This window comes from Agrobacterium sp. CFBP 3001 (assembly GCF_027871605.1).
Taxonomy (GTDB): domain Bacteria; phylum Pseudomonadota; class Alphaproteobacteria; order Rhizobiales; family Rhizobiaceae; genus Agrobacterium; species Agrobacterium leguminum.
Window position 1 is genome coordinate 174,045 of the sequence record NZ_JAQAHD010000009.1, and the last position, 20,565, is coordinate 194,609.

Here is a 20,565-nt window from a genome sequence, read left to right on the forward strand (position 1 = left end):
CCGCCGCGCCCGGGGCTTCGGTTCAAGAATTCTGCCGTCGCATCAGCAGGAAGATGACCGGTGCGGCGAGCACCGACACGATGGCGGCAATGATGAAGGAGGCCTGATAACCGAATTTTTCGGCGATCGCGCCTGCGCCCAGCCCGCCGACCATGCCGACAACGCCATCCATGCACTGGAACAGGGTGAAATCGACCCCGGCCTGCCGCGGGTCGGACCAGCCCATGAAGCAGGCGTAAAGCGCGACGAAGCCGATGGACATGATGCCCGACGAGCTTGCCACCGCAACCGCCATGACGACCCATTGCGAAATATCGCGATGAACGCTGAAATAGGCGAAAAGGCACAACAGCGCCGTCTGCACGAAGATGGCGATGAGCAGGATTCGTGACGCCCCGTAGAGGCGTACCAGCGTGCCGCCGAGCAGCGCGCCGGCGAAACCGACGATCATGCTGCCCACGCCATTCAGCGCGCCGATGGTGGCGAGATCGAAACCGTAATCGACCAGGAACGGGCCGAGCATTGCCAGACCCCATTTTTGCGCCGCGACATAAACAGCCGCGACCAGAAGCCCGGTGCGGACTTCCCGTCGCTTGAGCGCGTTTTTGATCGATGGCAGGTGGTCCCGTGTTTGCGTGACCGTTTTGGCCGCCGGGCCGAACAGGAAGGGGAGCGCGAGCAGGATGACGAGCCCGGCCATGACCAGCGTGGCGCTCGTCCAGCCGGCGCGCTCCACCAGCACCAGAAACAGGCCGGCGCCGATGGCGGAGCCGAGATAGGAGCCGCCCACCTGTGCGGCATTGCCCCAGCCATGATGCTCTTCCGCCAGCGTTTCGACCGCATAGCCGTCGCAGGCGATGTCGACTGTCGCCGTTACCAGTGCGATCACCGACAGGATGGCGATTGCGACGGAAACCGGGGACGGGCCGGTGAAAGCAAGAACAGCGAGGCCGCAGGCGCAGGCGGTGATGCCCGTGCCGACGATCACCCGAGACCGGTTCCTGCCGACGGGCGGCAGCCGGTAACGCTCCACATGCGGCGACCAGAGGAATTTCAGCGCCCAGGGCAGAACGACGAGATAAAGCAGGCCGATCTGGTCCAGCGGCAGTCCGGCGGTTCTGAGCACCGCCGGCAGGCCGAGAAAGGTCAGTCCGCCAATCACGCTCTGGCCGACATAAAGCCCGCCGACTGCCACGAAGACGGCGGCCGGCGACGGCTTGGTTGTGGCAGGGTTCTGCTGCAGCATCAGAAGCGATACCGGATGCTGCCGACGACCTTGCGGCCTTCGTCATAATAGCAGAAGCCCGTGGTGCAGACCTGTTTCACCTCGTCGAGAAGGTTGGTGGCGTTGATCTGCAGTTTCACACCTTCCAGCGAGGGCAGGGCCTTGCCGAGATCGTAGCGCAGCGAGGCGTCGACGAAGGTGCGGGCCTCGTTGTCGAGAATGGGCGTGTGCTGGTTGTCGCCGAAGCTCGACCCGACATAACGCAGCCCCGCGCCGATGCCGAGGCCTTCGAGCGCGCCGCTCTGGAACTCGTAATCGGCCCACAGCGAGAAGGTGTGATAGGGCGATGAATTGAGCTGCTTGCCCACGGTTTCCGACGTCAGTTTGGTGATTTCAACGTCGTTATAGGAATAGGAGCCGATGAGGCTCCAGCCATTGTCGAGCGAGGCCGTGGCTTCGAGTTCCACGCCGCGCGAGCGCAGGTCGAGCTGGCGCAGCAGGTTGATGCCGGATGAGGTCTCGTAGACCGTCGCATTGTCCTGATCGAGATTGAAGAAGGCGGCGCTCAGCAGGGCGTTATATTGCGGCAGGGCATATTTCACGCCGAGTTCATATTGCTTGCCGACCGTCGGCTGCGCCTGACCCGTTACCGTTCCCGTGGTGATGATGACGCCCGGATTGGCGACGAAGGAGGTGCCGTAGCTGACATAGGGCATCACGCCGCTGTCAAAGACATAACCGAGGCTGGCGCGGCCGGTCGTCTTGGTTTCATCGCCGTCATAGGTGGGGGCCGTTGCGTCTCCGACGGTCTGGGCCTGATATTCGGTGTCCAGCCAGTCGTGACGAATGCCGGCCGTCAGGCGCCAGCGGTCGATTTCGACCTGATCCTGCGCATAGATCCCGAGCGTGTTCATCCTCTGCTTCAGTATCAGCGACACATCAGGCACATAGGTGAAGGTGTCGGTGAAGGGGCTGGTGCCATTGCCCTGTTTCGAGGTGTAGGACATGTGGCTGACGTCGATACCGGTCAGCAGCGTATGTTTCGCCGGGCCTGTGTCGAATTCTGTCTTCAGGTAATTGTCGGCGGAGACGCCTTCATTGTCTTCGATGGTGATGCCGGGATAGTTGGCGAAGACCCATTGCTGGTCGGCCGAAAGGGCCGAATAACGCGCCTTGCTGTAGAAGGTGACGTTGTCGTTGATTTCATGCTCGAACTCATAGCCGATACGCCATTGTTTCTGCTCGAAATCATTAAAACGGGAATCGCCGCCATAAACCGGCGTCGCGCCGATCGACTTGCCGTCGCTGCCGTAATTGTTGATGTATCCCCAGGTGCCGCCGGTGGTGCTGTCCATATATTCGCCGAGCAGCGTCAGCTTGGTGCCGGCATCCGGCTGGAAGGTGAAGGCCGGCGCGATGAACAGCCGGTCGTCCTTGATGGCGCTGATTTCGTTGCGGCCGTCGCGGGCCACCCCGGTCAGGCGGTAAAGCATGGTCTTTTCGTCATCGACGGCGCCGGAAAGATCGAAAGCGCCCTGAACGCGGCCGAAGGAGCCATATTGCAGCTCCACCTCGCGCAGCGTCTCTTCGGTCGGGCGTTTCGAGATGATATCGACAATGCCGCCGGAACTGCTGGCACCATAGATGGAGGCGGCGGGACCGCGCAGGATGGAAACCGCTTCCACGCCATAGGGCTCAAGCCGGGCGCTGCCGTTCTGGCTGCTGACCTGCCGCAGGCCGTCGCGGAAGATGCCGGTGGTGCTGAGATCGGTGCCGCGCACCTTGAAGGCGTCGAAGCGCGGCTCCGCGCCATATTGGCCGATGCGCGCGCCGGGCGTGTAGTTCAGCGCTTCCGAGAGGTTCTGCGGCTTCAGGTCATCGAGCTGCTTGCGGCTGACGGTGGTGATCGACTGGGCTGTTTCGGCAACCGGCGTATCGGTCTTCGTGGCGGTGCGGCCGGATTTGCCGACATAGCCATTGCTCTCGATGATGCCCCTGGCGCCTTCAAGGCCGGTGCCCTGCACGGTGATCGGCGCAAGCAGGGTGCTGCCGGCGGCAGCCGAACCGCCGCCTTCGCCGGTCTGGCTGGCGGGATCGAAAATGCGGACGGTATTGCCGCCGGCCAATGCGTAGTTCAGTCCCGATCCGGCCAGAAGCCCGCTGACGGCCGCCGATACGCTGAGCGTGCCCTTGACGCCGGCCGTGCCGCGGCCCCTGGTGATCGCGGAGGGGTAGACCATGCGCAGATTGGCCTGGCGGCCGAAGCTCAGAATGGCGTTTTCCAGCGGCCCTGCGGGAATGGACACGGTGACGGTGGCGGGTGCGCCGCTTGCGGCGGGCGGTGTCTGCGCGCTGGCGGTCATGGCGCCCGGACCTGCGGCGACGATACCCCCGATGATCGCCGTCGTCGTCAGCCAGAACCAGCCGCGTGCCTGCTTGCCCAAATTCATGTCATTCCCTCTCACTCGTGATCTCATGCCCCCCGATTAAACGGGTCCTGATTGCCTAGAGTGAAAAGGCGGGCCGACTCCTGACGTCGGATCTGCGAAAAAAGTTATTTTATCGCGAGCGGACGAAAACCAGCATTCCGGAAAGTCGCGATACGGAAACGGGAAGGCTTTCTTCGAGAATGGTGAGCGCCTGATCCGTGTCCTTCAGGTCGAAGATGCCGGAGACGTGCTGCCTCGCCGCCGCCTCATCGAGGATGACGATGCGGCCCCGGCGATATTGCGAGAGAATATCGAGAACCTCGCGCAGCGGCTGGCCGGAAAAGACGAGCTTGCCTTCGCGCCAGGCCATGCTGTTGGCGACATCCTTGCGGGCGCGCACCAGCCTGCCGTCGCCACCAAGGGTCACGGCCTCTCCGGGTGTCAGCACGGCGATCTCGGCGCCTGTGGTCACCTCCACCCGGCCTTCCTCCACCTGCACCTCCTGCGGCAGCGCGCCATTGCCGGTGCGCACCGAATAATGGGTGCCGAGCGCCTTTGCCGTCAGCGCTCCATCCTCGACGATGAAGGGCCGCTCCGGGTTTTTGGCGACATCGAAATAAGCTTCGCCGCGAAGAAGGGTGATGCGCCGTTCCTTTTGCGAATAATGAACGGCAATCGCCGTGTCGGTGTTCAGGCTGATGCGGCTGCCGTCTTCCAGCGAAAGCATGCGTGTTTCGCCGATTTCGGTGTAATAATCCGCCTGCCAGCGGTCCTTCAATCCGCTTTTCTCCGCAAACAGCGCTGCAAGCCCGATGAGGCAGAGACCGGCAATACCCGCCAGCATTGCCCGTCGAGGTCCGCGCCGTTTTCGCTGCTCGACCGGCGCAAGCTCGATATCGCCAAGCTCACCCCAGAGGCTCTGCATGTCCTCATAGGCGCTGGCATGGGCGGCATCGGCCCGCAGCCAGACATGAAACGCCTCGCGCTCCGCTTCCGTCGCGTCTGCCGATTGCATGCGCGCCACCCACAGCGCGGCCTCTTCGGCCAGACCGTCATCGGTCAAGCCGTTATCCTTCAGACCGTCCGGGCCCTTGTTCATGTCCTGATCTGCCGTTTGTTGCGTGCTGAGATGTGTTCCTTTTCCCTTATAGAGTGAAAAAGGATGCGAACACCTGATGCCGGTCTACATTTTTATTTGCGCGCGGACCTGACGGCAGTGCAGCAGCGCCTTGATGATGTGTTTTTCCACCATGTTGCGGGAAATGCCGAGAAGGGCGGCGATTTCGCCGTTGGAATGGCCATGCAGGCGGCTGAGCACGAAGACCTGCTGGCAACGCTTGGGCAGTGCCTCGATGGCGCGCGCCATTAAAATAAGGTGCTGCCGCCCGGCGACGATCCGCTCCTGCCCCGGTTCTTCGCAGGCAACGGCGAAGCCGTCTTCGTAAGGTGCGAATAACGGCCGCTCTCGTGACTGGCGAATGGCCGTCAGGCGGGCGACGGACCGGGCGATCTGGAAGAGATAGGCCTGTGGATTGTCGATCAGCGTCGCATGAGAAACCTCCAGCGCCCGCAGCACGGTTTCCTGCATGGCGTCGGCAGCGTCTTCCCGGTTCTGCAAACGCCGGCGGAAAAACCGCATCAGGCGGCTTTCCTCCTCCGCATCGAGAACCTGTAACAGGGCTTTGCTCATCAATCGACCCGGTGACGTACTGGCTGGGCGCATGAAGCAGCTCGATATGCTGCGTCAATGTCGCGATAAACATGATATTTCTAATCATATTTATCGCCTTCGGATGCAAGCTGCCAACCAGTAAAAAACCGGGGGCGAAATCAGGCTCACGTTTCCGTGATGATTGTTGCGGGATTACATCAGGCCGCTTGGGCTGAGTTACAGGAAATAGCGCACCCTGAGCGGCAGCAGCGCCGCACCTATGGCGGATGGATCGCCCTTTGTTTCGCTGAGAACCAGCTTCGCCTCCTTCGGCCCGACACCGTAACGATGTTCGCGCCGGGAGGGCATGTGCGTGCGTTCGATCATCATCCGGCCAAGCGCACGCGGCAATTGCCCGCCAAAGACGATAGCCTGCGGATCGAGAACCGCGATCAGGCTCGCCACCAGCCTGTCCACCTGCGGCATCGTCTCGGCGAGCCACTCCTCGACGCCCGGCCATGCGGGGTCGAATTGCTGATAGAGCGCTTCGATGGAATGGATGTCGACGCCGTTTTTCTGGAGCGTGGCGATCAGATATTGCAGGGCCGGGCGTTTGGGCGATTCATCCGGGCTGTATATGCCGCTGAATTCGCCGGCATTGCCATGAAAGCCGTGAAACGGCTGGCCACTGAGGATCAACCCGCCGCCGAAACCGTAATTGAACGACAGATAGGCAAAGGTCTGGCACCAGGAGCCGACACCGCGAAGGCTTTCTCCGATCGCCCCGGTGGTGGCGTTGTTCTCCAGCCAGACCGGCAGGCGGAACCGTTTCTCAAGGATCGGCTTCAGGTCCATCAGCGACCAGTCGCGCAGGGGCTCCGGCGCATTGAAGGCGCGGTCCTCAGACACGAAGAAGCCGGACATTGAAAAGCCGAGGCCAAGCAGGCGCTCGCGCGGGATGCGATGTTCCGAGAGCAGCCTGTCGAGGGCCAGAGACAAAGCGACAAGCGTCTCCTCCCGGTCCTCCGGAAGCATCTTCAGTTTTTCCTCGACGATCACGTCGCAGCGAAGATCGGCGATACAGATCACCACGGAGTCGGTGTTGATGGAAATGCCAAGCGAATAGGCCGCTTCCGGCACCAGTTCGATGGTGGGGCTCGGCTGGCCGCGCGTGCCCTTGAGCGGCGCGCCGGTTCGCAGAAGCCCGCGCTCCAGCAGACCTTCGATCAGCCGATGCACGGATTGCTGCGTCAGGTTCGTGTGACCGGTGATCGATGCGCGGGCGATGGGCCCATGGCGGCGCACGATATCCAGAATGAGACGCTCATTCTCGCTGGCAAGCGGCTGGCGATCGAAGGTCTGGTGCGGCGTCTGATCTGTTGTCATGGCCTTGGATAACGGCTGTGCGGGGCAGCGGCAACACGGGGCATTGGTTTGCGACAGCATTTTTCACTGGACTGTCACAAATATTACACTTAGAGTGTATTAATAAGGGGCCGGTCTACAACGGGTCCCCAGGAGGAACCATTCAATGCGCATGAAATTTCTTGCGATCGCCACGCTTGCGCTGGCGACGACGGCAGCGCCGTGCCTTTCCGCTGACAGCAATATGAAAAACCTCGACTTCGATCTTTCGAAGGTCACGCGCGACAATTTCTACGACATCGTCGTTCCCGCCGCCAAAGCCGAGGGCTCGGTGACGATGTATAATTTCGCCGGCAGTTTTGCCGATACGTGGAAGGAACTGATCACCCGTTTCGAAGCCAAATACGGTATCAAGGTCGCCTATAGCGACGTGAAGGGCGATCAGGCGAACCAGCAGCTGATCGCGGTGCACGCGGCAGGGCAGGATTCGCCCGTCGACGCTTATTTCGCCGGTGGCGGCAGCTATCCGCTGCTCTCTGCCAAGGGTGTTGTCGGCAATATTGCGCTGACGAAAATCCTGCCGAACATGGCCAACTACAATCCGGAACTGGCCGAAACCGTCTTCGGCAAGGCGCATGGCGGCAGCTTCCCGCTGGTGCATCTCAACCAGACCGCAATAGGTTACGATTCCGCCTTCGTGAAGGCCGAGGATGTGCCGAAAAGCTTCGAGGATCTTCTCATCTGGGCTGAAAAGAACCCCAAGCGGCTTGGCGTCACCCTGCCGGCCAAGGGCGGCTCGGGCGGCGGTTTTATCTATTCGGTGGCTCTCAATTATCTCACCGGCGACTGCCGCAAGCAGCTGACCGACTATAACCAGACGCTGCAGCAGGCCGAAGACTGGGCGATGGAGTCCGAGTGCCTTACGCCTGTCTGGGACTATTACCGCCGTCTTCTGGCCGTGGCTGAGCTGACCAATGGCAATGCCGATACGCTCAACCTCATCAACAATCAGCAGCTTTACATGGGCACCGTCTGGGAAGATCAGGTCATGAGCTTCCTCGGCACCAAGCAATTGCCCGACAGTTTCCGCGTCACGCTTCTGGAAAAGGGCCAGGTTGGCTCTGGGGACGCCATGTTCGTGCCGGCCAACGCCAACAATGTCGCTTCGGCGCTGCTGCTGATCGATATGGCCATGAGTAAGGAATTCCAGCTCTGGAAGCTGGAAAACAAGGCCTCCCGTTCTCCACGCGCCGATGTCACCAACGATTTGATGCCGAAGGCTGTGCAGGAGCATGTGCTGCCCCAGAGCGTCTATCCGCGCCTGTCGCTGCCGGCTTTCTGGGACATGTCGACAGCGCTTGCCGAAGCGCTCGATGAAAAAGTCCTCAACCAGTAACGCGACAAGGATTGCCGGATCGTGTGCCGCAAGTGGCTGCACGGTCCGGATAGCCTTGGTCAAAAATATGAGGGAGGCTCGCCATGAGCGAACTTGAGATCAGCAATATCTGCAAGGACTACGGGGCGAGCCGGGCGCTTCATCCCGTGTCGATCGCCGTCGAGCGGGGCGAATTCGTCACCATTCTTGGGCCCTCGGGTTGCGGCAAGTCCACGCTTTTGCGCATCCTCACCGGTATCAGTCAACCTTCGGGCGGTGAAATCCGGCTCGGCGGCAAGCGCATCGATCAGGCGCCGCCGGAAGCGCGCGATATCGCCATGGTGTTCCAGTCCTATGCGCTTTTCCCGCATATGTCGGTCGCCAAAAATCTCGGCTTCGGGCTGAAGATGAAGAAGGTCGCGAAGGATGAGCGGGTCCGCCGCATCGCCCATGCGCTTGATATCTGCAATCTCACCGGTCTGGTGGATCGCATGCCCCGGCAATTGTCCGGCGGCCAGCAGCAGCGGGTGGCGCTGGCGCGCGCCATTGTCATGCAGCCGAGCCTGCTTCTGTTCGACGAGCCGCTTTCCAATCTCGATGCCAAACTTCGCGATACGCTGCGCCATGAGCTGACCGAGCTTCACCGCCGCATCGGCGCCACCAGCCTTTATGTGACGCATGATCAGGCCGAAGCCATGGCGATGTCGGACCGGATCGTCGTCATGAATGCCGGTCGGGTGGTTGAGATCGGCACGCCGCTCGAGCTTTACCGCTCACCCAAACACGCCTTTACCGCCGGCTTCCTCGGCCAAACCAATCTTTTGCCGGTCTCCGCTGAGGGCCAGCAGGCGCAATTGCCCTGGGGCCAGTCCGTGACGCTTGATCGGGTTGCCGCCGGCAATGTCCAGATTTCCGTTCGTCCGGAAAATATCCAGATCCGTGCCGATCAGGCCGGTGAGGGCACGGTTTCCGCTGTTTCCTTCATGGGCGCCAATGCGCTCTATACGGTCGAGATCGGCGGCCGCCAGATAAGGGTCAGCCAGTCCGGCGCGGAAACCCTGATCGACGCCGGGCAAAGGGTGGCCCTGCAATTTCCCGGTTCGGTCCATCTTCTCGATGACAGGATGGCGGGGGAGGCGGCATGATGGCCGGGCTCCTTCGAAACAAGCGCGCCCAGCTTCTATTCCTGCTTTTGCCGGGCGTTGGGTATCTTCTGGTCTTCTTCGGCGGGCCGCTGCTGTCGGCGCTGATCGGCAGCTTCAGGCAGGAGGATGGCAGTTTCACGCTGATGTTCTATGAGCGGATTTTCACCCGCGCGTCGATGATCCGTGGTCTTACGACCTCCATCTATTACGGCGTCATGCCTGTCATCGTCTCGCTTGCGGCCTCGGTGCCGCTGGCGCTTCTGATACGCAAGAGCTTTCTCGGGCGAAAACTGTTCAGCGGCCTTTACAAGCTGCCGATGGCGGTGCCGGGCATCATCGTCGGCCTGATGGTGATCGTCGTTTTCGAAAGGGGCGGGTTCCTCGACCGGTTGGTCGCGCCGCTCGGGCTCGAACTGCCCAAGCTCGTACGCGACGACTGGGGCGTCGGCGTCATCCTCGCCAGCGTCTGGAAGCAGATACCCTTCATGACGCTGATCATCACCAGCGCCTTTGCCGCCATTCCCGAGGATATACGTTACGCCTCGCGCACGCTTGGCGCTTCGCGGTTGAAGACATTCTTCTTCGTGGAAGTGCCGCTCGCCATGCCGGGCATCACCGCCGCCATTCTTCTGACCTTCATCGGTTCCATGGGCTCTTACGCCATCCCCGACATCGTCGGTCCGCCGACGGCTCGGCCGCTTTCGGTGCTGATGGTCAAGGAATTCAACCAGGGACGTTTCAACCAGGTCTATGCCATGGGCATGGTGCTGAGCCTCTTCGCGGTCTGCGTGCTTATTCTTTATTATTCCCTCACATCCCGCATCGGCCCCGGGCAAAACCGAGGAGACGCATGATGAGTGTTATCACCATCGACCCCGCCATCACTCCCCGCCGCCGCGCCTTCACGCCCGAGGACCGGATTTTTGTCTCGATCGGGCTGTATGGCGCGCTGACGCTCGCCATCGCCGTGCCGCTGGCGCTGATGTTTCTCTGGAGCATTGCCGACGGCTGGTCGCCACCGCTCATCGTGCCGAAGGATTACACCACGGCGCGCTGGGCGAGCATCCTGAGCGATGGCAGCCTCATCCGCGCTGCGGTCAACAGCATCCTCATCGCCATCGTCGTCACCTTCCTGACTGCGGCCATCGCCTTGCCCACCGCCTGGGCCATGGCGCGTTCTCCCTTCCGGCTGAAACGGCTGGTGGAAATCTTCATTCTGGCGCCGATCATCATTCCCGGGCTCGTCGTCGCCGTTGGCATCGGTCAGGTATTCCTGCTTTTCGGTCTCGCCTATTCGGTAACGGGGGTCATTCTCGTGCAGATCGTCGGCACCCTGCCGCTGATGATCCGGCTGATGACAGCGGCGCTGGAGACCATTCCCGACGATCTCATCCATGCCGCGCGCTCGCTCGGCGCGGGCACAGTCGGCATCGTCATTCACATCATATTGCCGCTTGCGGTGCCCGGGCTTTTGGCCGGCGGGCTAATGTCGTTCATCGGCAGCTTCGAGGAATTCGACAAGTCCTTCATCGTCGGCGCGCCTGTCGTCGAGACCCTGCCGATCAAGCTCTACATGTATCTCGATCCCTATTCGATGCAGCTGCCGCTCGCCGCCATCGTCTCTTTTATCCTGCTTCTTCCCGCACTCGTCGTTTTCATCATCGCCGGCCGCATCCTGCGCGACGATCTGATGGCGGCGGGCATGGGAAAAATCTGATCCGGGCAGCCAAACCCGGTAATTGCAACGTCCGAAAGTGAAAACCATGCACCAGACCCTTGCCACCTCCCGAAAGACCTCCAATCCCTGCAATGTGCTCGCACTCTGCTCGCGCGACAATCCGGCCATCCTGACCATCGCCCATCGCGGTTTCTGGACGGCCACTGCCGAAAACTCGCTTGCCTCCGTCCGCGCTGCGGTCGCGGCCGGCGTCGAGATGATCGAAATCGACACACAGGCGACGGCCGATGGCCGGCTGGTCGTCATTCATGACGAAACGCTCGACCGCACCACGACGGGCAAGGGAACCGTGAGCGCGCTGTCGTTCGAGGTGGTCCGCGCAGCGAAGCTGAAGGCCGGTGCGGGCGGCGATGCGGCTGACGTGACCGATGAATGCGTGCCGACGCTGGAAGAATTGCTGGAAGAGGCGCGCGGCAGGATCACCGTCAATATCGACACGAAATTCACCCGCGATCTGCCGCAGGTCATGGAAACCGTGCTGCGGCTTGGCGTCGAGGATCAGGTGCTGGTCAAGACAGATATCGATCCCGAAGCGGGCCGTTTCGAGGTGCTGGATGCCGACTGGTTTGGCAAGATCCCGCATATGCCGATGTTCCCGGTGCGGAAGGGCAAGTTCGCCGAAGATTTGCGCCGTATCGAGGCGTTGCGTGCGCCGATGATCGAGGTGAAATTCACCGATATAGCCGATCTGGCCGAAGGTCGTGCCGAGATGGAGCGCCAGAATATCCGTCTCTGGATCAACACGCTCGACGTCTCCCATTGCCTCGATTTCAACGACACGCGCGCACTGGCAGACCCAGAAGCCGTGTGGGGCGCTCTCGCCGAGGCCGGCGTCGGTGCGATCCAGACGGATGAGGTGGAAGCCTTCACCGGCTGGTTGAACGCGGGTGCGGGTGTGACAGGCAGAGCGTGGGCACGATGAGCGAACGTCTTGAAGGCGCAGTTGCCATCATCGAGGAGGCGATGGGCCTTGCCCTTCGCTTTTTCGAGGCGCGCGATGCCATCGCCACCCGGACGAAGGGTTTTCAGGACTTTGTCTCGGAAGCCGACACTACGGTCGAAAGACTCATCCGCGAGCGGCTGGCCGCGGCGTTTCCGGGCGAAGCCGTGCTGGGCGAAGAAATGGGCGGTGTGGCCGATGATGCCTACTGGATCATCGATCCCATCGACGGCACCGCCAATTTCCTGCGCGGCTCGCCGCTCTGGGGCATTTCGCTCGGTTTCGTGCGCAGTGGCCGGCCGGAACTCGGCATTGTCGCGATCCCGGTCTTCGGGGATATCTACGCGGCGGCTGATGGGACCGGGCTGATGCTCAACGGCAAACCGCTTGCCCGCCACGTGCCTTTCGAGGATGTGCAGGTCATGTCGCTCGGAGACAGCGCCGCTGCCGATGCCGCGGAGGTGGCGGCCCTCAACGTCGGGCTTCGGCATGCGGGCTGGGTAGTGGAATCCATCCGCTCGACATCGATCGGCCTTGCCTTTGCCGCACGCGGCATCTTCGACGGCCATCTGCAGAAGCTGACCACCATGTGGGATATCGCCGGCGGCGTCGTTCTCGCAAGGGAAGCGGGTCTCGATGTCCGTATCGGAATACGCCCCGGTAGCGGCATCCCGTGGGTCGCCGCCGCAACGCCGGCATTGATGGCGGTGACGGAGGGGTTGTGGCCTGAGATTACGGGAAGAGTGCTGGCGGAACCTGCGTGACCTTTGGTAAAGTCGATGGCAGATGTGCTGAAACATCTGCCATCTGCATATCGCCGGCTGAAACGCCGCAACCGAGCAATGTCCGGTCAGGCCGCTATCGATCGTCAGTTCGCCCGAGACAGCGCAATTGCATCAGGACCTGCGGGAAAACGAAGCTGGCCGGATAGGTCAAGGACGGCGCTCCAGATCGCTTCGGCAACATCGCCTTCGCTGGTCGTCATGGCCCGTTTGGCGAAGCCTTCGAGGATTGGCCTGCAAAGTCCATGTAATCGTCCGGCAGCAGCTGCTCCAGCGGCAGGATGGCGTTCGTCGTGAAGCGGGTGGTCGGGGCATAGCCCGGTACCACCAGTTTCACCCGGATGTTGAAATGACCGAGCTCATGCGCGAGCGAGCCGGAGAAACCCTGGATTGCCTGCTTGCTGGCGGTGTAGGCGGCGCGAGCGGGAAGGAGGCGAGCGTGGCGCTGGATGTGACGTTGATGATGGTGCCTGATCGGCGCTTTCGCATCTGCGGGATTATCCCCTGCGTCATAGGGACCACCGAAACTATTGGTGTCGAAGATCGTGCGGATTGCCGACATGGGGTCGCTTCAAAAGCGCTCAGGCGTGGCGTGATCTGACCAATAGCGAACGTCAGCTCATTGAGCTGTTACTGGCAAAAAGGGTTTCTTGTAGCGGAAGCTCTACGCAGTCAGCTGGAAACAGCGAGAGTGTCAGCTATAGACGCAGAAGGTAGCCTCCTGTTTAGGGTGTCCGGCCCACTCGCCAATTTACAACAGCGGCTTCCCACGGAGGGATATTACTTTGATGCGGAAGGTGTGGATTATCGTCCTGCCGTGAATGTCCTTCTGCATGTCGTAGAGGGTAAGCTCCATGAGTTGGAAGTTTATAAGGATGATGGCTCAGCAATTGAGACGTCGCTTGATTCAGTGGACATAAGCCAGTTCCATCTCCTTTGAGAGTTCGATTCGGAAACGAGAAGTGCTGTAGGCTATCACCGGTCCGCTATCTTCCCATAGATCAGCTTCGGGCGATCCACCTTGCGTGAGCGGAATACGAGGACTGTGCCTGCGAAGTATTTGTACAGCTCGTTCTCTACAAGCGCCGCTAAGCCGAGCCCCCTCAGTTGCGTTGGAAGGAATGCTCACGTCGATACGGTCCAGCTTTTTTGCGAACGCGATTTTTAATGGTGATTATATGCGTCTTTTTCTATCTCCCGGTCGTTAGCGGCCTGAGTGATCCCAGTGCCATTCGCTCATTACGCACAAAGTCGCGCGTTTAATCTCCGTTGTCTCCAAATGCGGCGCGGATTATTAAGAGAAGAGGGGCGTCAACGTCTTCAACCCAGTTGCGTGCAATTTTTTCGACGAATTGCTCCGGCGCATCCGGCCAGCCATTTGCAATCAGTATTGAATTAAACTGCCTGAGCAGTACTCCCAATGCCGGAACGTTATAACCGTAAACCGCACCCGAGTTTATCGCGCATTGCTGATCCTCGAATAGCATGCTTTCGTTGCCTCCTGCCCGAAGCATTTCTCGGTACCTGTCGACAGTTAACCCCAACATATTTTCAATCGTGTTGAGCGGAAGATAGCTTACGGGTTTTTCAGTTCCAAGTTGAACATGCCCTTGCAAAATGGCAGCCTTCATTGCTTCTTTGTTGATGAGACTACCGCTCCAAAGTGATCCCTCTTCCATATCCTAGTGCCATAACCTGTTGGTAATCTAAAACGCTCTTAATTTGACTGGAATCTGCTTTTTCAATGAGTAATTTAGCAATGTATCCATCGTACTGAAGCAGATCAAATATTACTGGCACGCCGTCAACATCATAGATCGAGCCACTTCCAAGGACAGTGTCATGAGTTTTAATTCTATTGCCTCTAACGGGTTTGAGTTCTAACCCTCCATCCTCCACTTCATCGGCGAGACAGCCCTCCAACTGTTTTTCAAATTCTACGGCAAACGGCGGTCGCTCTCCAACCAACGTGCGCAAAAGCTTTTTTTCTTCGTCGCTCAAGTCCCGTGACATACAAGTGCCCTACCTCATCTCACAATGGGAAAGTACGTTCCAACATTTACGTAACTACCGAGGCCATAATACCTAAATTCATACGGTTGACCTCCATAGTATATCACGCCCACACCATATATCCCCATCGGCATTGTCTGTGGGAGCGCTCTACTGATCGCACTCTGCAGGCCCGGGACTATTGCCGGATTAACATGCCTTGATCCATGCCCAAACTCGGCTGCAACGTCGTAGCTTGCCGCGCTTAATCCAAGGGGATCCACCAAGTTGACAGGATCATTTTTAACATAAATATATAGATTAACGTCATCATCAGTTCCAATCGGATCCGGTTGTAGGAATCGCCCAAGCGTAGGTGAATAAAACCGCGCACGATTGTAGTAGATCCCGGTCTCCAGATCCAACCGCCGTCCCGCAAATCGGTAAGCAGCAGTGTTCGTGCCGGTTACTTTCTCAATACCATAGGCTGTATAAGCGTGCTTCTCAACGACCTGACCCGCGGAGTTTGTCAGCGCGATCACCGATCCGAGCGCGTCGCTAAATTGGTAGGTTGGAACGTTTGATGTGCTGAAGCTGGCGATGGGCTCATCCAGCCCCACCCCATAGGCAAAACGCCGATTGATAGAGATCGTGCCAACGCCGGAATATTCGGCCATTTCCTGATCCCCGACAGAAAGCGAGCCTGTCGTCGTTGTCGTGGAACCGACGGTCACATGTTTCAGGAAGCGTCGACCGAGGGCGTCGTAAGCGAAGGTTATGGTCTGGCCGGAACCGGTCGCGGTCGCCAACTGATTTTCAGTATTGTAACCGAAAGTCCATGTGCCGTCGGACGTCAGATTGCCGCGTGAGTCATATGTGTGGGTTGTTCCCGATACGACGCTATACTGGTTGAGAACATTCGACGTGTAAGATTTTGTCAGCGCCGCAAGCCCGGACGGTAAGAACGTGTCGTCGGTCGCCGTCAGACTTTTCCGCTGCTGATCCGCATTGTACGCGTAGGTAAGACCAAGCGTCGAACCATTCCATGTATAATTGATAGTTGCGGGAAGGCTGACGGCGTTAAAGGTCGCGGACGTCGAGCTTACCGGAGCCGAACTCGGCCCATATGAAGAGGCAGAGCGCCGGCCGACCGTATCGTAAGTGTAACCGACGACACGATTGGCCGCAGATACCGTGCCGTTATAGACATTCGTCAATCGGTTCAGATTATCGAACTCATACGAGAAAACGTTGGCGGTACCGACCGAGGTGGGCAAAGTCAATCTTGTTCGATTTCCGTTGGCATCCAAAACAAACGAACTGGTGCTGAAGAGACCACTCACTTCGCTGGTTTGCCGCCCTGCTGTATCATAGCCGAATGTCAGAGACGAACTCGAACTCGATCCGTTCGTCGCTGCAAGCATGCGCCCACTATAGTCATATCCATAGCTTATGGTGGCCGCGCTTGTCGGTGCCTTGCTCAATCGTCTGTTCAAAGCGTCATATGTGTACCAGATCTGGGAGCCACCGCGACGCTGGAAGGCAAGCAGGTTGTCGGCCTTGTCATAGACAAGGAATTCGTAGTCAGCCGGAACGGTTGCGATATCGGGATAATTTATCCGCGCCTGCCGCTCGAAGCCATCATACTGATAGGTCAGCGTGTTGTTTTTGCCGTCTTTCAGAGTCGCAAGCAATCCACCCTGAAAGTATGTTCGTGTTTCTCGCACGACCGGTCCGAGGTTGGCAGTAATCGACGGGTCGAGCGCTCCAGAAACCTGATCGGTAATTTGTGTAATGCGTGACACGGCATCGTAGGCCGTCAACACTTGTCGTCCGGACGATGACGTGACTGTTGAAACACGACCAACCACGTCATAGGCCGTCGTCGACGTACTACTATCGGGTTTGGTGACGACTGTTGGCTTGTTCGCGGCATTGTATGCGGTCGTCGTGGTGAGCCAAGGGCTTCCGGAAATACCCGTTGCCTGCTTTACATCCGTTCTGTTTCCATTCGTGTCATAGACATACTGCGTCAGGCTCGCCGCGAATGGAGACGGTGGGGTGATCTGGGTGAGCCGTCTTTCATTGTCGTAACCATTGGTCGTCGTGTTGTTCTTCGCGTCCTTTACGGTGATCTGGTTGCCAACCGTGTCATAGGTATAGGTCGTTGTCAGGTTCAGTCGGCCAGTCCCGGAATCCTCCACCTTCGTCAGCAGGTTGAAGTTCGTCGTGTTGTAGGTGAAGGCGGTCACCCGGCTTTCGGGATCGGTGATCGTCAACGGCAGACCACGCGCGTTGTATGTCGTCGTTGTCACAGGTTGAACTGTGCCGGAAACACCGGGCTTGGAGACGGCAGGCTGAGTGACGGTGAGTTGATTGCCATTGCTGTCATAGGTGTAGGTCGTCACACCGCCGCGTGGGTCTGTATAGGTATCGGGCTTTGAGAGAGCCGTGTAAGTCCAGCTCTCGGTTATCGGAGCCATTGGCAGCCCGGTCAGTGGGTCTAGTGAGCCAGGAATCGGCGTTTTTGTCTGGTTCAGGATGTTTGATTTCGTATCATATGTGTAGCTCGTATAGTTCCCGAGCGGCCGGATTGTGCGAATGCGCCTGCCAACGCCATCATATTTGTAGATGTAATGGCCCCCGGCTTGATCGATGTCGTCGGTAAGGTTTCCATTTCGGTCATAGTACAGGGCCCGGGTATTCCCGAGGGGATCGACCTCCTGCCCCCGGAAACCATTGGCAAACATATAATACCAGACGTTATTGAGCGCATCGGTCTGGGTGAGGATTTTGCCGGATGGATCATAAGCATTGGTAACGAAGGGCGATGCCGGAAATGCCGGGTTGAAGACCTTGGTGAGAAGCCCAAGACCGGCGGTATAATCATAGGTCGTCGTGGCGGTTAGGGCGTTCTTGAACGTGGCCAGATTTCCGGCAGAATCGTAGGTATAGTTTACTGTTCGCGTTCCGTCGGTAATTCCCGTCAGTTGATTTGAGCTGTTGTAGCTGAAAGTCAGCGTGCGACCCATGCCGTTTGCGACGGTGGATAGCCTCTTGCTCGCCCCCGATCCCGCATAGGTGAAAGTGACTGTGTTGTTGTTCTTGTCCTTCCACGAAGCGATAAAGCCATCTGTATCAAAGGTTGTGACGATGCCGTTTTTATCAGTGATGACAGCCGCATTACCTGTCGCGGGCAGAGTCAATGTCGAACCGTCGCCGGGTGGGGGAACATAGGTGAACGTTCCAGACGCGGTTGGAATTCGCACAAACCGTCGTGTTCCTTCATTGGTCTCAACGGTAACGGCATTTTCAACCAACTGATCCATCAGCCAGCTGGCAGCTAGCGAAGCCGTGACAGCGCGGGTTATCTCAGGCGTGGCTGTAGAGCTATGCACGTCACCGATAACGTAGGATGCTGCAACCGTCGTCACCGCGGCCAGCGGGTTGCGATCTCCAAAAGCTTCGTACGGATCGCTGTCTCTGTAAGCAGAAAGCATGAAATTGTGTCGCCAGCCATATCCCAGCGCTGTTTTGCTAGTGCGGCGACCAGAGTCATAGTTCCGTGACACTGTCAGCCCGAAAGGAAAGGCGCGCGAGCCCACGAAAATATCATCGTGGTCGTAATAGAAACTCCCCGAACGAAGATCTATCGGATCTAAAGACGACGGCGGCCGGAATTGTGTCTGGTTTGTCAATGCGCTCGCAGCAAAGGAGTTTCGCAAAGACGTCTGTACAGAAGAGTAACCTCCTTTATAGCCGCCTGCGATCCTCGCTGAATACGCACTTGAGACATAAGTGCTGCCCGAATACACCTCTTCCTTCTGGTAGTAGCCATTCCCGACCCACGCGTTGACGGTTCGGGAGCCATTTTGCGGAATTACGAGCGTCCTCACCCCGCTGCTCGGTGCTGCGAAGAACGCGTCGATGTTGTTTAGATCGGCAGTCGCCCATCCGCTGAGGAGCGGTCTGACAACCGAAAGCCAGTTCGAGTCGTTTGCCTCAATGAAGCCCGCGCCGGCTCCATTCGTGTAGTCGAACATACGCGGCGTCGATACCGCTTCGACGGACTGCATCTGTTTAACCGTGGAGGATTCAAGCGTGGCAATACGCGTTGCGGCAGCATAAAAAAGGCCAGCCCATGTCGCATCGGACACGCTCGCCTTCTTCTTGTTGGAACTTCCAAGGCTCGCACGAATATCGATATACGCGCCGCTGTTCCAGCCGACGATACCCATATCAGCATGGGCAGTTCTTGCGATGTTGAACAAGGTGTCGGCCACCCTCGAGCTCTCATAGGCTTGCGCAAAGAAAGCTGCGCTAATGGTCGCAAGGTTTCCGCCCATTACCTCCTCGGATGTGGATGCCGCACCACTCGCTACCGCCGCTGAAACCTTTCTCTGAAAACGCGTCACTGCGTCTCGACCGATCTCACCGGCCGAGAGCACCAGAACATATGCATAAGTGGTACCGACGGACACTCTTCCCGTGACGCTGTAATTGTTGAACAGGGTGGCATATGGCATCGAGACGGTGAAGGTAATGGTTTGGGACGTTGCAGCCGTCGCGGTGCCGGTGCCCACTGTTGTTCCGTCGAGTTTCAGGATCGGTTGTTTGGACGAACTGTAGGTTAGCGTTAGCCTTTTGCCAGCGATTTCATCGGTGAAGTAGGTCTTCGTAACCGTCGGGCTCGTACCATTGTCCGAGATTGCGACCGTGATTGCAGTGCGGAGTGAATTCGTCGCTGGTCCGCATGCTGATATCTCGCTGCACGTCGAGGTCAGCGGGTCGAATGTCGAGCCATAGTTGGTATTTGTGATAACGCGGCCGCCGAAGATTTCGGCCATTGATGCGGCAGCGTGATTGGTCCCGATATAGCTGGCGAGCGTAGCTGCGTATGTGTTCAGTTGAGTACTGATATTCGTCTTGTTGACGTTCTTGAGCGAGGTGACACCTGCAGGCAAGCCCGAGACGGTCGAAGATCCGGCTGTCGCCGCAGTCAGAAACGCCGAACGGTCGTAACCCATCGCCGCCGCGACATCTATCGGCTGATAGTACTGGAAAGACTTGAATGATGGATCAAGTCTGTACGTTGTCGTGCCCACGGTCGCTTCCGTGTTCAGCATCGTAAGCGTGACCTGTGCCGGGTTGAGTCCCGATGTCACACATGCGCCGCCAACCGTCATTCGGATGCAATTGGGAATAGATCCGTTTCCGAGCGCCTGATCAATCAATGCCGCGTCATCATCGACGCCGAGCAGATTCGAAACTGCTGCTCCGGAAAGATTGGCATTGCCATAACGGAAGTTTGCCGTGATGCAGGACTGACGCAAAAGCGTCACGAACAGCTGGTTCTGGTCCGCATTGTTTCCCCGCTTGTCGAGAAGCGTTTGTAATGCCCCTTTTTTGAGCCCAAAGGTCGGCGAGAACTCGATGTTGTAGTAAATGTACTCGTAGATTTGACTTAAGTTGTAATTCAACGCCCGGGCCAGTTCCGCGATTTCGGGATCGGCTGCCGGTGGCGTGCAACTTAGCGTGACGACGCCGGGAGCCGCCCGGACTGGTTCTGTCGGGATCAGGAACGCTGTCACGAAAGAGGTAATGGCCAATACGAACGCGAGCATTAATCTTCCGCATGAAAAGGCACAGCTTCGCATCGCCGGAACTCCAACGTTGAGTTAGACAGGTCTGATGATCTTGAGTGTTGATAAGTCTGCGGGATCGGAACGAATTGGTTAGGGCAGCCCGATTACCGGAGGCTTTTCCTCAACGGCGGTCCCTGCAGGCAGGGGGCGCATGATAATGTCAGGGCCTAGAGCAGATCCTGTGATCGATGAATCGATTGTGAAGTGACGGGGCGAGCGGGAGCTGATTCAACATCCACTGCGAAAGAGGTGGATGATGGGACGAGCACTGAGCGATG

General features: G+C 58.6%; 15 protein-coding genes and 1 pseudogene. 7 read left to right on the forward strand and 9 right to left on the reverse strand.

Features of this window, described 5'->3' with window-relative positions; all coding sequences use genetic code 11:
• Positions 1-22 precede the first annotated feature (22 nt).
• The 5 genes from PH605_RS13850 to PH605_RS13870 all read right to left on the reverse strand — a co-directional run bounded on the left by PH605_RS13850 (position 23) and on the right by PH605_RS13870 (position 6,691).
• Positions 23-1,246 (reverse strand): MFS transporter, encoded by a 1,224-nt coding sequence (locus PH605_RS13850; protein WP_078053156.1) that lies wholly within the window; start codon positions 1,244-1,246, stop codon positions 23-25.
• Positions 1,246-3,675, reverse strand: a complete 2,430-nt coding sequence (locus PH605_RS13855) for a TonB-dependent siderophore receptor (RefSeq protein WP_142845179.1) — start codon at positions 3,673-3,675, stop codon at positions 1,246-1,248. The genes PH605_RS13850 and PH605_RS13855 overlap by 1 nt, the downstream gene beginning before the upstream one ends.
• 109 nt (positions 3,676-3,784) lie before the next feature.
• On the reverse strand, positions 3,785-4,753 hold the full coding sequence (locus PH605_RS13860; protein ID WP_142845178.1) for a FecR family protein: 969 nt from the start codon (positions 4,751-4,753) through the stop codon (positions 3,785-3,787).
• A gap of 84 nt (positions 4,754-4,837) precedes the next feature.
• Positions 4,838-5,344, reverse strand: coding sequence for a sigma-70 family RNA polymerase sigma factor (locus PH605_RS13865; RefSeq protein ID WP_142845177.1), 507 nt, complete (start codon positions 5,342-5,344; stop codon positions 4,838-4,840).
• 198 nt (positions 5,345-5,542) lie between these two features.
• Positions 5,543-6,691 (reverse strand): ROK family transcriptional regulator, encoded by a 1,149-nt coding sequence (locus PH605_RS13870; RefSeq protein WP_142845176.1) that lies wholly within the window; start codon positions 6,689-6,691, stop codon positions 5,543-5,545.
• A gap of 145 nt (positions 6,692-6,836) precedes the next feature.
• Between PH605_RS13870 and PH605_RS13875 the strand changes: the two genes are divergently transcribed.
• The 6 genes from PH605_RS13875 to PH605_RS13900 all read left to right on the forward strand — a co-directional run bounded on the left by PH605_RS13875 (position 6,837) and on the right by PH605_RS13900 (position 12,632).
• Positions 6,837-8,066, forward strand: a complete 1,230-nt coding sequence (locus PH605_RS13875) for an ABC transporter substrate-binding protein (RefSeq protein ID WP_080857953.1) — start codon at positions 6,837-6,839, stop codon at positions 8,064-8,066.
• 83 nt (positions 8,067-8,149) lie between these two features.
• The gene (locus PH605_RS13880) at positions 8,150-9,190 is read left to right on the forward strand and encodes an ABC transporter ATP-binding protein (RefSeq protein WP_080857954.1); all 1,041 of its coding nucleotides are present in this window, start codon (positions 8,150-8,152) and stop codon (positions 9,188-9,190) included.
• Positions 9,190-10,044, forward strand: coding sequence for an ABC transporter permease (locus PH605_RS13885; protein WP_080857955.1), 855 nt, complete (start codon positions 9,190-9,192; stop codon positions 10,042-10,044). Before PH605_RS13880 ends, PH605_RS13885 begins: the two co-directional genes overlap by 1 nt.
• Positions 10,044-10,907 carry an ABC transporter permease gene (locus PH605_RS13890; protein WP_142845175.1) on the forward strand — a complete coding sequence of 288 codons (864 nt, stop codon included), beginning with the start codon at positions 10,044-10,046 and terminating at the stop codon, positions 10,905-10,907. Before PH605_RS13885 ends, PH605_RS13890 begins: the two co-directional genes overlap by 1 nt.
• A gap of 46 nt (positions 10,908-10,953) precedes the next feature.
• Positions 10,954-11,850 (forward strand): glycerophosphodiester phosphodiesterase family protein, encoded by an 897-nt coding sequence (locus PH605_RS13895; RefSeq protein WP_080857957.1) that lies wholly within the window; start codon positions 10,954-10,956, stop codon positions 11,848-11,850.
• A complete protein-coding gene (locus PH605_RS13900) occupies positions 11,847-12,632 on the forward strand; it encodes an inositol monophosphatase family protein (RefSeq protein WP_125146019.1) in 786 nt (261 codons plus the stop codon). The genes PH605_RS13895 and PH605_RS13900 overlap by 4 nt, the downstream gene beginning before the upstream one ends.
• Before the next feature lie 104 nt (positions 12,633-12,736).
• On the opposite strand, the pseudogene PH605_RS13905 reads toward PH605_RS13900, so the two are convergent.
• Positions 12,737-13,215, reverse strand: a pseudogene (locus tag PH605_RS13905) (SDR family NAD(P)-dependent oxidoreductase); the annotation flags it as partial.
• A 165-nt stretch (positions 13,216-13,380) separates the two neighbouring features.
• Between PH605_RS13905 and PH605_RS25370 the strand changes: the two are divergent.
• A complete protein-coding gene (locus PH605_RS25370) occupies positions 13,381-13,590 on the forward strand; it encodes a hypothetical protein (RefSeq protein WP_420868492.1) in 210 nt (69 codons plus the stop codon).
• 319 nt (positions 13,591-13,909) lie between these two features.
• Here the strand turns inward: PH605_RS25370 and PH605_RS13910 are convergent, their stop codons facing one another.
• From PH605_RS13910 to PH605_RS13920, 3 genes are read right to left on the reverse strand one after another with little or no spacing between them, the layout of a single operon-like run.
• On the reverse strand, positions 13,910-14,329 hold the full coding sequence (locus PH605_RS13910; protein ID WP_142845174.1) for a hypothetical protein: 420 nt from the start codon (positions 14,327-14,329) through the stop codon (positions 13,910-13,912).
• The gene (locus PH605_RS13915) at positions 14,301-14,651 is read right to left on the reverse strand and encodes a DUF6984 family protein (RefSeq protein ID WP_125146017.1); all 351 of its coding nucleotides are present in this window, start codon (positions 14,649-14,651) and stop codon (positions 14,301-14,303) included. The genes PH605_RS13910 and PH605_RS13915 overlap by 29 nt, the downstream gene beginning before the upstream one ends.
• Positions 14,652-14,677: 26 nt before the next feature.
• Positions 14,678-20,266 (reverse strand): RHS repeat-associated core domain-containing protein, encoded by a 5,589-nt coding sequence (locus PH605_RS13920; RefSeq protein ID WP_161987888.1) that lies wholly within the window; start codon positions 20,264-20,266, stop codon positions 14,678-14,680.
• Positions 20,267-20,565 lie beyond the last annotated feature (299 nt).

Coding starts and splice junctions, on each gene's coding strand:
- PH605_RS13855 (WP_142845179.1), bottom strand. CDS start 3,675: ATGAATTTGGGCAAGCAGGCACGCGGCTGGTTCTGGCTGACGACGACG.
- PH605_RS13890 (WP_142845175.1), top strand. CDS start 10,044: ATGAGTGTTATCACCATCGACCCCGCCATCACTCCCCGCCGCCGCGCC.
- PH605_RS13860 (WP_142845178.1), bottom strand. CDS start 4,753: ATGAACAAGGGCCCGGACGGTCTGAAGGATAACGGCTTGACCGATGAC.
- PH605_RS13875 (WP_080857953.1), top strand. CDS start 6,837: ATGCGCATGAAATTTCTTGCGATCGCCACGCTTGCGCTGGCGACGACG.
- PH605_RS13870 (WP_142845176.1), bottom strand. CDS start 6,691: ATGACAACAGATCAGACGCCGCACCAGACCTTCGATCGCCAGCCGCTT.
- PH605_RS13900 (WP_125146019.1), top strand. CDS start 11,847: ATGAGCGAACGTCTTGAAGGCGCAGTTGCCATCATCGAGGAGGCGATG.
- PH605_RS13895 (WP_080857957.1), top strand. CDS start 10,954: ATGCACCAGACCCTTGCCACCTCCCGAAAGACCTCCAATCCCTGCAAT.
- PH605_RS13850 (WP_078053156.1), bottom strand. CDS start 1,246: ATGCTGCAGCAGAACCCTGCCACAACCAAGCCGTCGCCGGCCGCCGTC.
- PH605_RS13910 (WP_142845174.1), bottom strand. CDS start 14,329: ATGGAAGAGGGATCACTTTGGAGCGGTAGTCTCATCAACAAAGAAGCA.
- PH605_RS13920 (WP_161987888.1), bottom strand. CDS start 20,266: ATGCTCGCGTTCGTATTGGCCATTACCTCTTTCGTGACAGCGTTCCTG.
- PH605_RS13885 (WP_080857955.1), top strand. CDS start 9,190: ATGGCCGGGCTCCTTCGAAACAAGCGCGCCCAGCTTCTATTCCTGCTT.
- PH605_RS13865 (WP_142845177.1), bottom strand. CDS start 5,344: ATGAGCAAAGCCCTGTTACAGGTTCTCGATGCGGAGGAGGAAAGCCGC.
- PH605_RS13880 (WP_080857954.1), top strand. CDS start 8,150: ATGAGCGAACTTGAGATCAGCAATATCTGCAAGGACTACGGGGCGAGC.